15 protein-coding genes are annotated in these 13869 nt (G+C 26.2%); 3 read left to right on the top strand and 12 right to left on the bottom strand.

Translation table 11 applies throughout. The features are described from left to right. Positions 1-236: 236 nt before the first annotated feature. Positions 237-2096, bottom strand: coding sequence for an ABC transporter ATP-binding protein (locus tag J2Z25_RS02535; RefSeq protein ID WP_209738086.1), 1860 nt, complete (start codon positions 2094-2096; stop codon positions 237-239). After that, on the bottom strand, positions 2093-4330 hold the full coding sequence (locus J2Z25_RS02530; protein WP_209738084.1) for an ABC transporter ATP-binding protein: 2238 nt from the start codon (positions 4328-4330) through the stop codon (positions 2093-2095). The genes J2Z25_RS02535 and J2Z25_RS02530 overlap by 4 nt, the downstream gene beginning before the upstream one ends. A 163-nt stretch (positions 4331-4493) precedes the next feature. On the opposite strand from J2Z25_RS02530, the gene J2Z25_RS02525 reads away from it, so the two are divergent. Next, positions 4494-4940 (top strand): MarR family winged helix-turn-helix transcriptional regulator, encoded by a 447-nt coding sequence (locus J2Z25_RS02525; protein WP_008678606.1) that lies wholly within the window; start codon positions 4494-4496, stop codon positions 4938-4940. 27 nt (positions 4941-4967) lie between these two features. Here J2Z25_RS02525 and J2Z25_RS02520 read toward each other — a convergent pair whose 3' ends face one another. The 3 genes from J2Z25_RS02520 to J2Z25_RS02510 all read right to left on the bottom strand — a co-directional run bounded on the left by J2Z25_RS02520 (position 4968) and on the right by J2Z25_RS02510 (position 6788). Then, entirely contained in the window at positions 4968-5177 is a 210-nt protein-coding gene (locus tag J2Z25_RS02520; RefSeq protein WP_209738082.1) for a heavy-metal-associated domain-containing protein, read from the bottom strand. 24 nt (positions 5178-5201) lie between these two features. Further along, positions 5202-5468 (bottom strand): metal-sensing transcriptional repressor, encoded by a 267-nt coding sequence (locus J2Z25_RS02515; RefSeq protein WP_008678603.1) that lies wholly within the window; start codon positions 5466-5468, stop codon positions 5202-5204. A 177-nt stretch (positions 5469-5645) separates the two neighbouring features. Further along, the gene (locus J2Z25_RS02510; protein WP_209738080.1) at positions 5646-6788 is read right to left on the bottom strand and encodes a tetratricopeptide repeat-containing glycosyltransferase family 2 protein; all 1143 of its coding nucleotides are present in this window, start codon (positions 6786-6788) and stop codon (positions 5646-5648) included. Positions 6789-7018: 230 nt separating this feature from the next. Here J2Z25_RS02510 and J2Z25_RS02505 point away from each other — a divergent pair, with 230 nt between their 5' ends. Further along, positions 7019-8305, top strand: a complete 1287-nt coding sequence (locus J2Z25_RS02505; RefSeq protein ID WP_209738078.1) for an NCS2 family permease — start codon at positions 7019-7021, stop codon at positions 8303-8305. A 21-nt stretch (positions 8306-8326) separates the two neighbouring features. Here the strand turns inward: J2Z25_RS02505 and J2Z25_RS02500 are convergent, their stop codons facing one another. Then, on the bottom strand, positions 8327-8953 hold the full coding sequence (locus tag J2Z25_RS02500; protein WP_209738076.1) for an NUDIX hydrolase: 627 nt from the start codon (positions 8951-8953) through the stop codon (positions 8327-8329). 159 nt (positions 8954-9112) lie between these two features. Between J2Z25_RS02500 and J2Z25_RS02495 the strand changes: the two genes are divergently transcribed. Further along, positions 9113-9331 (top strand): hypothetical protein, encoded by a 219-nt coding sequence (locus J2Z25_RS02495; RefSeq protein WP_008678593.1) that lies wholly within the window; start codon positions 9113-9115, stop codon positions 9329-9331. A gap of 56 nt (positions 9332-9387) precedes the next feature. On the opposite strand, the gene J2Z25_RS02490 is transcribed toward J2Z25_RS02495, so the two are convergent. The 6 genes from J2Z25_RS02490 to J2Z25_RS02465 all read right to left on the bottom strand — a co-directional run bounded on the left by J2Z25_RS02490 (position 9388) and on the right by J2Z25_RS02465 (position 13743). Then, entirely contained in the window at positions 9388-9615 is a 228-nt protein-coding gene (locus J2Z25_RS02490) for a TIGR04540 family protein (protein ID WP_008678591.1), read from the bottom strand. Between the two features lie 461 nt (positions 9616-10076). Further along, positions 10077-10622 carry a hypothetical protein gene (locus J2Z25_RS02485; RefSeq protein ID WP_209738074.1) on the bottom strand — a complete coding sequence of 182 codons (546 nt, stop codon included), beginning with the start codon at positions 10620-10622 and terminating at the stop codon, positions 10077-10079. Between the two features lie 275 nt (positions 10623-10897). Then, positions 10898-11584, bottom strand: a complete 687-nt coding sequence (locus tag J2Z25_RS02480; protein ID WP_209738072.1) for a M48 family metallopeptidase — start codon at positions 11582-11584, stop codon at positions 10898-10900. Positions 11585-11599: 15 nt separating this feature from the next. Then, positions 11600-12751 carry an MFS transporter gene (locus J2Z25_RS02475; protein WP_209738070.1) on the bottom strand — a complete coding sequence of 384 codons (1152 nt, stop codon included), beginning with the start codon at positions 12749-12751 and terminating at the stop codon, positions 11600-11602. 129 nt (positions 12752-12880) lie between these two features. After that, entirely contained in the window at positions 12881-13261 is a 381-nt protein-coding gene (locus tag J2Z25_RS02470; RefSeq protein ID WP_008678585.1) for a desulfoferrodoxin, read from the bottom strand. Between the two features lie 74 nt (positions 13262-13335). After that, positions 13336-13743 carry a ribonuclease H family protein gene (locus J2Z25_RS02465; protein WP_008678582.1) on the bottom strand — a complete coding sequence of 136 codons (408 nt, stop codon included), beginning with the start codon at positions 13741-13743 and terminating at the stop codon, positions 13336-13338. Between the last annotated feature and the right edge of the window lie 126 nt (positions 13744-13869).

The following is a 13869-nucleotide window of genomic DNA, read 5'->3' as shown; positions in this document are numbered from 1 at the left end:
TTACTAACTTTTTACTATATTTTTTACTTGTTTTACTAAAATGCGAAATATTCTATGTTTACTTATTTAATAACTTTACCTACTTCAATATAAGCTTATAAATTAGCAATTGAAAACCTAATAAATACAACTATTTTTCAAGTATAGTCTCATAAAGGTAATCTATAAACAATTACCTAATTTTTCACTTTTCATATTAAAAGAGTATCGTCTAAATATGACGATACTCTTTTAAATTATGATATTTGTGAAGTTTCAAATTGACTATTATATAATGAAGCATAAAATCCTTTTTTGCTTAAAAGTTCATTGTGAGTACCTTGCTCTACAATATCCCCATCTTTCATTACTAAAATTAGATCTGCATCTTTGATAGTAGATAATCTATGAGCAATTATAAAGCTAGTTCTATTTTTCATTAAATTATCCATAGCTTTTTGAATAAGCACTTCAGTTCTTGTATCAACTGAACTTGTAGCTTCATCTAAAATTAATATTTTAGGATCTGCTAAGATTGCACGTGCAATTGTTAATAATTGCTTTTGTCCTTGAGAAACATTACTTGCATCTTCATTTAACTCCATATTGTATCCATCTGGTAATGTTTTAACAAAATGATGAACATGTGCTGCTTTTGATGCTTCTATAACTTCTTCATCAGTAGCATTTAAATTACCATATCTTATGTTTTCCATTATACTTCCGCTAAATAACCATGTATCTTGCAAAACCATTCCAAAAACTTTTCTTAAATCACTTCTCTTAAAATCATTTATATTATGATTATCTAGTAAAATTTCACCACTATTTAATTCATAGAATCTCATTAATAATTTTACAATTGTAGTTTTTCCTGCACCAGTAGGTCCTACAATGGCAACTCTTTGTCCTGGCTTTATTTTACTGGAGAAGTCATTTATTATTATTTTGTCTTCATTATAACCAAAGTGAACATCCTTAAATGTAACTTCACCTTCAATGTCATTAATACTTACAGGATTCTTAATATCTTCAATTTCTTCCTCTTCTTCTAAGAATTCAAAAACTCTTTCTGCAGCAGCTGCTGTAGATTGAAGTACATTTGCAATTTGTGCTGTTTGAGCTATTGGTTGTGTAAAAGATCTTATATATTGAACAAAAGAAAGAATATCTCCAACTTCAATTGTTTTTTTAACAGCAAGGTATCCACCTAATATAGATACCATAACATACCCTAGGTTTCCTATAAATGTCATTATAGGCATCATCATTCCCGATAAAAATTGAGATTTCCATGCTGAATTATATAAAGTATCATTTAATTTATTAAATTCTTCTACAGCAGCATCCTCTCCATTAAAAGCCTTCATTATATTATGACCGCTATATACTTCTTCTACATGCCCGTTAACATGTCCTAAGAAAGTTTGTTGTTCTTTAAAATACTTTTGTGATTTTTTAACTACTAAAGCTATTAATATACCTGATATAGGTATTATTATTATTGCTGCAATAGTCATTGTTACACTTATTGATAACATCATTATAAGAACACCAATTAATGTCGTTATAGATGTTAACATTTGTGATAAACTTTGATTTAAAGTATTACTTACTGTATCAACATCATTAGTAACTCTTGATAAAACTTCTCCATGTGTCATTTTATCAAAGTATTTAAGTGGCATACGATTTATTTTTTCTGCAATTTCTTTTCTAAGATTATATGAAACCTTTTGAGCAACTCCAGACATTATAAATCCTTGAATAAATGAAAATACTGCACTTATTACGTATAATATTAATAATAATGCTATTATATTTCCTATATAAGTAAAATCTATTGCAGCGCCTACTTCTCCTGATACTTTACTTACTAATCCTTCAAATAACTTAGTTGTAGCTTTTCCTAATATCTTAGGACCTATTATTGAAAAAGCAGCACTACCTATTGCAAATATTAATACTGTGATAATTGATATTCTATATGGTTTTAAATATTTTAATAGCTTGCCAACAGTTCCTTTAAAATCCTTAGCCTTTCCGCCACCGACCTGCATTCCACCCATAGGACCACCGAAACCACCATGTCTTTTATTTCTTACATTATTACTCATGACATAAGTTCCTCCTTTGAAAGTTGTGATAAGGCTATTTGCTCGTAAACCTCACAGTTTTCTAAAAGCTCTTTATGAGTTCCAATTCCTACAACTCTTCCTTCATCTAATACTATAATTTGATTTGCATCCTTTATTGTACTTATTCTTTGTGCAACAATTATCATAGTAGCATCTTTAATATTTTCTTTAAGTGACTTTCTAAGAGCAGCATCCGTTTTAAAATCTAAAGCTGAAAAACTATCATCGAAAATATACACTTCTGGTTTCTTAACTAAAGCTCTAGCAATAGATAATCTTTGCTTTTGTCCACCGGATACATTTGTACCACCTTGAGAAATTTCAGTATTATATCTTTCAGGCTTATTATCAATAAATTCTAATGCTTGTGCAATTTGTGCTGATTTTTCTAAATCTTCTGCAGTTGCATTAGGAGAACCATATTTTAAGTTACTTTCTATAGTTCCTGAGAAAAGTACTCCTTTTTGAGGAATATATCCAATTTTATCTCTTAATGATTTTTGATTTACATCTTTTATATCAACTCCATCAATAGTGATTTGACCTTGAGATACATCATAAAATCTTGGTATTAAATTTATTAATGTTGATTTACCACTACCAGTACTTCCAATAATAGCTGTAGTTTCCCCTGGTTTTGCTGTAAAACTAATATTTTCTAAGACATAATCTTCTGCACCTGGGTATTTAAAGCTTACATTTTTATATTCCACATAACCCTTTTTAGAATCCATAAAATTATTAGGGTTTTCTTTATCTTTTATGCTTAAATCTGTATACAGTATTTCACTAATACGTTGAGCAGATACTGATGCACGAGGTAACATTATTGAAATCATTGAAATCATTAAGAATGACATTATTATTTGCATTGCATATTGCATAAATGCCATCATATCTCCTACTTGCATTGTCCCTAAATCAACTTGATGAGATCCTACCCATACAATTAAAAGTGTTAGTCCATTCATTATAAGCATCATCACTGGCATCATTGATGACATTAATCTATTAACAAATAAATTTGTTTTAGTTAAATCCTTATTTGCATTATCGAACTTAACTTCTTCATGCTTTTGAGTGCTAAAAGCTCTAATAACTAACATACCTGTTAGATGCTCTCTAGTAACTAAGTTTAATTTATCAACTAGCTTTTGAACTGCTTTAAACTTAGGCATAGCAAATCCAAATAATACACTTACAAGTAATGAAATTAGAATTACACCTACTGCTATAATCCAAGTCATATTTGTATCTGTTCTTAATACTTTCATTACACCACCAATGCCCAATATTGGAGCATAGAAAACTATTCTAAATAACATAACCATAAGCATTTGAATTTGTTGTATATCATTAGTACTACGTGTAATTAAAGAAGCAGTTGAAAATTTATCAAATTCAGCGTTAGAGAATTTTGTAACTTTCTTAAATACATCTCCTCTTAAAGATCTACTTAATCCAGCTGCTATTCTTGCAGATATAAGACCAACAATAACTGCAGCTGCCATACTAATCAATGCTATTCCAAGCATCTTTAATCCAGAAATAATAATAAAGTTTGTTTGTAGTTTATCTGTATTTATTCCTATTTCAGAATACTCATTTTTAACATATGAGACAGCAGCTTGATCTATCATACTATCCGGCATTTCTTCAAATTTTTCATTTATTGAATCTTTTAAAACATTTAATTGCTCTTTAGGAATATTACTCAAAATAAAAAAAGGATCTGTATCAGCTGGCACAGGCATATTATTTGACATATTTCCAAGCATAGCAGTATCAAAACTACCATTTTCAATTCCATATACAATAAGCTCTGGCTTAGCTAAAATACTATTCAATCTAGATATAGAATCTTTATTTTTTGAATTAAGTTCATATAAAGGTTCTTCATCAAGCTTTGAATAATTTTTTAAATATTTATCAAATTCATCCTTTGAAAGAGTATCTTTATCTAATAATGTATAATTATCTTCTATGAATTTAAAATCATCCTCCCCTATAAATATCGAAAGCTTATCCATTTCACTTTTACGTATTATAGTAGGTACCGAATTTTCTATTCCACCTTGCTGAATACCAATATTTACTATATTAGACATATAATCTGGTAATGATAATTCACTAACAGCTTGAATAAATAATAATATTATTACAGCAATGATAGAACCGATAAATGGTTTTAAGTACTTTGTCAGTTTCATCATTTTATTTATCTCCTTTCAAATCCTGCTTTATTTTTAAGTTAATTATTTAGAAATATATATTAATTATATTTTCATAACTATTATATGTCAATAACATTTATAGTTGTATAATAAAAAAAAATAGTTTATAATTAAATTGTTATAAATACTTAGGAGGGACTATATGAATAATAATGAACTACATGATATATCTGATAATTTACTTAATCTATTATTCCAAATACATAATAGATTATTCAATCCAAGCGAAATGGTTAAAGGGGTTTCCATTCCTCCCTCTCATGTGAAAGTAATATTTTATCTCTCACAAAAGAAATCGATGTCAGTATCTGATGTTGCTAAATGCTTAGATATATCTAAGCCAAATATGACTCCAATAATAGATAAATTAATAAGTAATGGGCTTGTAAATAGGTATACAGATCCAAATGATAGAAGAAAAATAAATATAGAACTAACTGAAAAAGCTCATAACCTTCTAAAAAATAAAAAGCGTGAAATAAAAAATAATTTATTTAATAAAATTTCAACTTTAAATGATGAAGATTTATATAAATTAGATGCTTCAATAAGGGAGATGTATGACATATTAATTAAACTAAAAAAATGAGCAATTAATATTGCTCATTTTCAATTTCTATAATTTGTCTATTGATATTACATCATAGCCTGCTTCATCTATGGCTGCTATTAAAGTATTGTCTTCAACTTCTGTATTAACTAAAGCATTTTTACCTTCTAAGTTAACTTCTAAAATTTCAACTCCACTTATTTCTTCTAATGCTTCCTTTACATGTGCAACACAATGTCCACAACTCATACCTTCAATATTTATTTTCTTTTTCATATTAAAAACCTCCACTTTAATAATTTATCTCGTTATAACTTTATCTAATATTTTCATAATTTCATTTATTTTCTCGTCTCCATCACCACTAATACAAGCATCTTTAACACAATGAGACAAATGATTTTCTAATATTATAAGATTTGCTTTCTTTAATAATGACTGGGCAGCAAAAATTTGATTTGAAATATCAATACAATATCTATCCTCTTCAATCATCTTTATTATTCCATCAATTTGTCCTTTAGCAGTTTTTAAAGATTGTAATGATTTCTTTCTCTCTTCATTCATAATATACCTCCCCCCACCCTCTAGGGGTGTATTATAATTAAATTATAATATTTAAAATATATTTGTCAATATATTTAGTTATATAAATAGTATGTACTTTTAAATATATATTATATTCAAATAAGTTAATAAAAAAAATGTGTTATCGCACAATACGACAACACTTTATTATACTATTTAAAAAAATCTATATCTTCTATCAATCAACTTATAATCAAGATCCGGAGTAGTTTTTCCAAGCTCCTCAAATTTAGATTTTAGAAATTTTCTGTTATAATCTACCTTCTCTATATTTCCACCATATAGCGCTGTTAATTCATTATAATAATAAGCAGCATCATAATCACCTAGGATAGAATAACAAACACATAATTGAATACTTGGTATCCAAGTATAATAATCTCGGTTATCTATTCCAAGATTATCTTTTTCATGAATGCATCCCATTGCAATTTTATACCAAAAAATTGCTTGCTTAATTTGTTTCTTGCTTAAAAATATTTCTGCAAGTCTACAACAAATATCAGCCCTAGGAACATCAAATTCAAAGGACTTTAAAATTATTCCTATTTTCTTTTCTGGTTTATTTGTATTAGTATAGCATTGAATCAAATTAGCTATAGCAGTTTTTACATCTTCCACCCAACCTAATTTAGTATCTAAAAAAGCTTCATATTTTTTTGTAGCTTCCTCATATAAGCCATTATAGTATAGCTCATTAGCATAATAAAACATATCTCTTACGCTAAATTTCTCTCCTTCTTCTTCCATCTTTTTAAATATGGTCAGATTTCTATCCCCACTAGGTTTAACTTTTCCATGATTTACGGATATATCACTATTTAAACTAATTCCTCCTACTTCTAAATATTCGTGAATTCTTCCTATCCATTTGAAACCCTTAGATCTTTTTACTAATCGATTTCTCTTTAAGGAATAAGTTGTATTACCATTTACATCCCTATTTAAAGAATATTCCATAGTTACAGTATCAACATTTCTATCAAAAGTTTCTTTTAATATTTTGAATTTTTCTATATTATCCTCATCCAAATAGTCGTCTGCATCAAGCCAAAAAATATATTCTTTAGTAGCTTTGCTAAAAGCATAGTTCCTAGCTTTTGAAAAGTCATCAATCCACTTAAAACTATATATTTGGCTATTAAAGCTTTTAGCTATATCAACAGTTTTATCCGTAGAACCAGTATCTACAATGATCATTTCATCAATTATATCTTTTACTGAAGATAAGCATCTTGCTAATGTCTTTTCTTCATCTTTTACTATCATACATAAACTTATAGTAATTCTATTTGTCAAAGTTATCCCCCTTTACTCTATTAATATCTTCTATATACTATGATTTAACGAATAATTTTGTTGTAATTTTGCAAAAATATATTTGAATATAATTTTTTGTCTTTTTATATATAAAATTTGACTTTAATTTATTTCTACTCTTTAAATTTAAAAATTTAATGATATAATTATTTAGACATCAATCGGTGCGGGCGGGTGAGGGATAAAGAAAAGAGGTTTTTACAGAAAGGATGGACAAATTATTTAAACTTAAGGAACACAAAACTAATTTTAAAACTGAGCTAGTAGCTGGTTTAACTTCTTTTTTTGCTGCAGTATATATTATTGTAGTTAATGCTAGTATTTTAAGTGATGGAGGTAAATCACAAGAACCACTTATAATTGCAACTGTACTTGCTTCATTTGTAGGATGCTTATTAGTGTCTTTCATGAGTAATACACCACTTGTAATTATGCCTGGTATGGGAATTAATGCACTATTTACTTATACAATTATACTAAGTATGGGATTATCATTTAATCAAGCATTAGCAAGTGTTGTTATGGCTGGAATATTATTTTTAATTGTTGCTATTACACCTTTATCTAAAATACTAGATACATCTATACCTAATTCATTAAAGGAATCGATAACTATTGGAATAGGATTATTTATTACATTTTTAGGCTTTCAAAAAGGAGGTCTAATTATTTCAGATCCATCTACAATGGTCAAAATCGGATCACTTTCAGATCCAAGGGTAATATTTTTCATAGCTATGTTTTTATTAACAGTAATATTATTTGCTAAAAATATTCCTGGTGGATTTTTAATAAGTATAGTTGTTGGTACTATAGCTGCAATTTTATTAAACCTTGTTGATACAACAGGCTTAAAGTTTTCATTACCTAATTTTAATGAATATAAAGGAATTCTATTTAATATAGATTTAAGTGCATTTTTCACTATTCCTTTTTGGATTTCTACTTTTTCATTAACTTTAGTATTAATTTTTGAAAATATAGGTTTACTACATGGACAAATAAATGGACTTTTAAAAGCTCCTGAAAAGCAAAGTAAAGCATTAAATGCTATAGCAATATCAACAATAGCATGTGGTTTATTTGGAACAAGTCCTTCTGTTTCTACAGTAGAAGGAACAGCCGGAATAGCTGCTGGGGGAAAAACTGGTTTAACATCATTAATTTCAGGATTACTACTTTTAATATCCTTATTATTCATTCCATTTATAAATTTGATTCCTAATGAAGTAATTGCTCCAATTTTAATTATTATAGGAAGTTTAATGATTAAAGGAATAGTTAATATAGACTTTAATGATATTTCAGAAGCAATTCCATCATTTTTAATTATTGTTTTAATACCACTAACCTTTAGTATAGTAGATGGTATTGCATTTGGATTTATATCATATACAATAATGAAACTTATAACGAAGAAAAAAGATCAACTTTCTATTGTGATGTATATAATTTCATTTGTATTTATAGTATATTTTATACTACATAGTATTTAAAAATATAAGGCTAGGAATTTCCTAGCCTTTAGTCATATCTTTATTAAAATCATTCAAAAAATCTTCTAATATTAATGCTGTAATACCCCAAATAACATAATTCTCATATTTATAAAATAATGATCTATATACTCCCTCTTTAAACTTATAATTCTTACCTCCATTTATTAAATCATAAGGAAAATCTTCTGAGCGATTAGCTATAATCTTACTTTTTTCTATTCTAGGCTCGTTATTTAATAAGTAATCTAATGGAACTAAAAATATATGATCAACTTCATCTTTATTAATATTTATGTTATCAAAATTTTTAATATATCCAATAAAGGGATGTATTAGCAAACTATAATGAGTAACTAATAAATTAAGTGGAGCTATTATTTCAAAATCTTCATTTGATAAACCCAATTCCTCACATACTTCTCTAGTTACAGCTTCCTTTTCATTTTCTTTTAAATCTATCTTACCTCCTGGAAAAGAAATATCTCCTGGTTGACTTCTCATATGCTTTGCCCTAACTTCAAAAACTATATTTAATTTACCCTCTACTTCTACGAGTAATATAGCTACAGAAGCTCTTTTCATTTTTTGCCATCCATTTATATATGGAATATTATTATAAAATTTTTTAATAACATCATTTATCATCTTTATACTCCTTTTATTTTTACCTTAATCCAATATGATTTAACATTTTATTTATATAAATAATTTTTTGTCTTTCTCCAGCTGAAAACATTTAAGCAATTTGATAATTTATTACATATATTGTATAATATTGTTAATATTATACAAGGACGTGATTTTATGAAAATAAATAACTGCTATGAAGCAGCATTAAGAATGTTTGAACTTTCTGAGGAATTAAGTATATTACTTAATGAAAATCAAAAAGCAAAAACAGAAAGAGAAAAAGAAATTTTATCAGGTAAAATTGATAGAGTAGAAATGGACTTTTTAACACTAAAACATTCACTAGACAAGATTCCATATGAAGAAAAGAAATTATCTATTTTTAATTTATAAAAAAGTAAAAATTTATTAGATAAAGCCTCCATAGTATACTCTATGGAGGCCATTTTTTATTCCTTAATTATTTTATCAATAATTTCTATTCTTTCATCACCCAAATATGGATATAGTTTTAATGATATTTTTCCATCTTTATAAACTCTATCTCCATTTGCTTCAACTATTTTCTTAATTTTACTTTCTAAATTTTCATAACTCAGTAAATCTTCTAAATAATTATCTACTAAGTCCTTTAAACAAGTTGCTAATTCCTTTGGATTTCTATATACGGCTCTCATGTTCATCTCCTTAATACTTTTCTATAGTTTTATAAGTTAATTATAAATACTATAAGTGTTTTTTTCTAGTATTATTTTAAAAAAAATTTCATATTTTATTCATCTTGATTCAAAAAACTATATTGAGTTCTATATAAATTATAATAAAAATCTTTTATCGCTATTAATTCCTCTTGAGACCCACATTCTTTAGTTTCACCATTTTCTAATACTATATTCCTGTTACACTCCCTTATAGTGGATAATCTATTAACTAATGATGTTCTATTATTAAGAAATTTTTTATTCCTTTTTGAATCATCATTTTAGTTTGTTTTATCATATTTAATAAAAGGATATATATCCAGTTCTTAAAAAATTCTGTCTCCAGTAAATAAAGTATTATAAAAATTAAATAAGTTCATGATAGGTCTCTAGAACATTCCACATAAATAGAAAATATAATTAGCATACTCCCATTCCTAATTAAACATATTTATTTCGGAACTTCTTTCTCCTTTCGTTTCATAAACTTTAACTTTCCCATCCTTAGAAATCCATGAAATTGCCTCTTCAGTAAACTCATTTTCTGCTTTAATTGGAATTATTAAATATTCTCCACCTTTTATACTTTCAGAAACTTTTTCATAATTAGTATTTCTTTGTCCCTTTATATAGTCACTAGAATTTAAGCCTTTAGATGCATTTATCTTATGAATCCGTATATCTTTAGCTTCTGATTCGGTAGTCATTATATAAATACAATCCCCTTCTCTATTTACTACACTTATTACAGATCCTTTTGAACTTAAATCTTCTTGTACTTTTTTAATTAAATCTTCTATCTCTACATTTTTTTCTTTAAATGAAGCTTTTAAAATTACAGTATCATCATTATCTTTTATAGTTCTTTGCTTATCTTCTGTTTTATCTTGAATATTAGATTCAGTTTTACTATTAATTTCTTTGTTACTGCAAGAGTAAAATGTTGAAACCACTAAAAATAATAAAATAATAATCTTCTTCATATATTTCCTCCTAAGTTTATAAATTTAATATAATTAGTATTCCAAATTTTTTATAAAAAACTTAGTCTACATTTCAATTAATAATTTTTTATTTAGATAATTTATTTAAAAATTTAATTTTAATATTATTAATTATAAAATTATATTATATAAATAATATGAATGTTTAAAGTTATTATTTTATATTTACCTACATTTAATAAAGTCAATTAATATCAACTATTGTCATGTATAAGGTTAGATATAAAAGTATAGATTTATTCTAAGAAATGGAGCTATGTTAACTTCATTAACATAGCTCCATTTTCCTTTAGCCAATATTTACTTTCTTTATAATTCGGACAGTGTGATTCAACTAATTTCCAAAATTCTTTCGAATGATTCATTTGCTTTATATGACATAGTTCATGAATAATTATATAATCCACAACAAATTGCGGCATAAGAACAAGTCTCCAATTCAATCTTATTTCTCTTCTCGAATTACAACTTCCCCAAAGACTTTTCTGATCTTTTATAATAATCTTACTAGGCCTTATATAAATATTATTAGAAATATCCATTACTCTTTTACCAACAATGTCTAGTGCCATATTCTTATACCAACTTATTAATAATTCATCAATATACTGTCTATTTAAGTCTTTACTATTTATGATTATATTACTATTATCCCTAAATATCTTATCTTCATGTGATTTATTTATTATTAAATTATAATATTTTCCTAATAAGATAGCTTTATTATCAATAGAACTTTCTTTATTCATCTTATCTAGAGATTTTAATATCCAATTAGCCTTTCTAATAATTAAATCATCAATATAGTTATAATCTACTCCTAAGGGTGCAAGTACTTTTATTTCTCCGCTATTTTCAATCTTTATAGAAATATTTTTCTTTTTCTTAAAAATTAATACATATTCAATAGTTTGATTATTTAAATTAACTTTTCTATTCATATAAACAACAATAATTTATCTTATAGATTTCTTTGGATTTGGTAAGAAACTAAAGAAAATCACTACTGATAATATTAATAATATAAAGCCTAATATATACATCCCAACATAACCAAACTTTCCTTGAATTAAGCTATAAATAGATGGATATATAAAATTAGAACCCCCAGTACTTAATACAGATAGTACTGCAAAAGAAGTAGCAACTAAATGCTCATCTAATATTTCTCTTAAATATTTAAATAAGAAACTTAAATATAATCCATACATTATTCCATGAAGCTGATCTCCTAAAACTATAAGGAAAACACTTCCGCTAGAAAATAATAGGACTTTAATTGCAGCTATTGATAAAGCAATAGTAAGACACTTTTTGCTATTAGAATTGCTTAAATACTTAGCAATTATCATAAATGTAAAGAATTCAATTACAACCCTAAAACTTATTGATGCACTATATATCTCATTTGCTTTATTCACATCACCAACTATATCCACTAAGTAAGAAGAATAAGCAAAGTCTAAGCCCATATAGCTCCCCATACCTAGGAATACTACTATTATAAGAAATATAATATTCTTATCTTTAAATAAATCTTTTATTCTTGTATTATTTTGTTTCTCATTTATTTCTATATTATCCTTAAACTTTAAGAGTATAACTAACATCATTGCACTAACCATAAGTAGAGCTAAAATATGTAATATCCTATATCCAAATTTATTTATTATAATACCTGCAATAAATACTATAAATGCATATCCTATAGATCCCCATTTTCTTATATCTGAAAATTCATATCCATTTCTTATTGATAATTCTTCAATATATATTTCAAATATTCCTGCTACTGATCCAAGTAAAGAGCCATATATAGGAGCAAATATTATTGATAAATTCTTATTTATAAACATAAGTCCTACTATAGATATAAAAACGCTAACTAAATAAATTAATATAAATCTATTTTTATTTTTTACTTTAGAAAATCTATTAGATAATATAGGTTGTGCAACTAAAGTAAATAATGCTCCTATTGATACTACTCGTCCGACCTCTCCTAATGATAAACCAATTTCTTGATTTAAATAAGGAAAGTAAAAAGTTGTTAATATACTAAAAACTCCAAATGTCAAGAAGGTAGTCATACTATAATACTTCTTCATTTGTATTACCTCCATTTTATTATTACTACCTGTAAATTTTATCATTTGTAGATAGTAATGTAAATAATAAGCATTTAATAAGCAACAAAATGCTATCTTAGAAATCTAAGATAGCATTTATATTATTTACTATTTATTGCTCCATAATCCATGTAAGTTACAGTATTCTCTAACTCTATCTACATTACCACTTACTTTAAATGTAGCTTGTGGTTTTTCACCTGGATTTAATTCTTTTCTTAAAACTTCACCATCAGTAGTTATAACTTCTACCCATTGAATGAAATGCTCGTCCACCATTGGATGCTCAACTTCTCCAACTTTAACTAAAAGTTCTCCATCTTTTTCTACAGCTACTGGTATATGTTTTTCTACAGCCGCATCAACAGTGTTTTCATTTAATAAAGTCATTTGCTTGCCACAACATACTAAAGTCCCCATTGCTTCATTTAAAACCTCAACCATTGATCCACACACTTCACATTTATATACTTGTAATTTCTTTACCATAAAACTCACTCCTCATTTAATAAATATTTATGATATATATTTTACTATACTTTTCCCATACTTACAAATTTTTCTTATAACTTTAAAGCGTCTTCTGCTAATGTTCTTACATAATTATACTCATTTACTTCAAAATACTCATAATATATGCTTATTCCCAAACCTTCCACTAGATTATTTAATCTATTTGCTAAAACTTCGGTTCCCGGACTTACTTCATGCTCTCTACCATTTAAATATTCTACAAGCATTAAATTTGAAACATATACTATAATGCTAGTAGCATTATTAAATTTTGATATTTCATATATCCCTTGCAAAATAGCATAGATTTGTGCCTCTGAGCAAGTACCTACTCCTACATTTCTTGAAAATGAAATTTCCTCTCCATGATCACTTAAAATTACTCCACCAATTCCAATATCACTTTGAAAATTTCTTGTATTTTTACATTTACCATTTACATAAAGTCTATACTTCATATATCCTCCACTTATAAACTTATATACTATAAAAATATTCTAAATATAAGTTTATTATTCTATAATTGATATACATAATATAGAAATTTTAAAATTAATTATAATATTCATACTTATTTAAAAGTT

It is taken from the genome of Clostridium tertium, from assembly GCF_017873245.1.
GTDB classification, from domain to species: domain Bacteria; phylum Bacillota; class Clostridia; order Clostridiales; family Clostridiaceae; genus Clostridium; species Clostridium tertium.
This window is presented reverse-complemented; position numbering and strand designations above follow the sequence as displayed.

Bases quoted from the DNA above. Each gene is read 5' to 3' on its own strand.
- J2Z25_RS02530 (WP_209738084.1), bottom strand. From the start codon at position 4,330: ATGATGAAACTGACAAAGTACTTAAAACCATTTATCGGTTCTATCATT.
- J2Z25_RS02465 (WP_008678582.1), bottom strand. From the start codon at position 13,743: ATGAAGTATAGACTTTATGTAAATGGTAAATGTAAAAATACAAGAAAT.
- J2Z25_RS02505 (WP_209738078.1), top strand. From the start codon at position 7,019: ATGGACAAATTATTTAAACTTAAGGAACACAAAACTAATTTTAAAACT.
- J2Z25_RS02500 (WP_209738076.1), bottom strand. From the start codon at position 8,953: ATGATAAATGATGTTATTAAAAAATTTTATAATAATATTCCATATATA.
- J2Z25_RS02495 (WP_008678593.1), top strand. From the start codon at position 9,113: ATGAAAATAAATAACTGCTATGAAGCAGCATTAAGAATGTTTGAACTT.
- J2Z25_RS02490 (WP_008678591.1), bottom strand. From the start codon at position 9,615: ATGAGAGCCGTATATAGAAATCCAAAGGAATTAGCAACTTGTTTAAAG.
- J2Z25_RS02535 (WP_209738086.1), bottom strand. From the start codon at position 2,096: ATGAGTAATAATGTAAGAAATAAAAGACATGGTGGTTTCGGTGGTCCT.
- J2Z25_RS02480 (WP_209738072.1), bottom strand. From the start codon at position 11,584: ATGAATAGAAAAGTTAATTTAAATAATCAAACTATTGAATATGTATTA.
- J2Z25_RS02485 (WP_209738074.1), bottom strand. From the start codon at position 10,622: ATGAAGAAGATTATTATTTTATTATTTTTAGTGGTTTCAACATTTTAC.
- J2Z25_RS02470 (WP_008678585.1), bottom strand. From the start codon at position 13,261: ATGGTAAAGAAATTACAAGTATATAAATGTGAAGTGTGTGGATCAATG.
- J2Z25_RS02525 (WP_008678606.1), top strand. From the start codon at position 4,494: ATGAATAATAATGAACTACATGATATATCTGATAATTTACTTAATCTA.
- J2Z25_RS02475 (WP_209738070.1), bottom strand. From the start codon at position 12,751: ATGAAGAAGTATTATAGTATGACTACCTTCTTGACATTTGGAGTTTTT.
- J2Z25_RS02520 (WP_209738082.1), bottom strand. From the start codon at position 5,177: ATGAAAAAGAAAATAAATATTGAAGGTATGAGTTGTGGACATTGTGTT.
- J2Z25_RS02515 (WP_008678603.1), bottom strand. From the start codon at position 5,468: ATGAATGAAGAGAGAAAGAAATCATTACAATCTTTAAAAACTGCTAAA.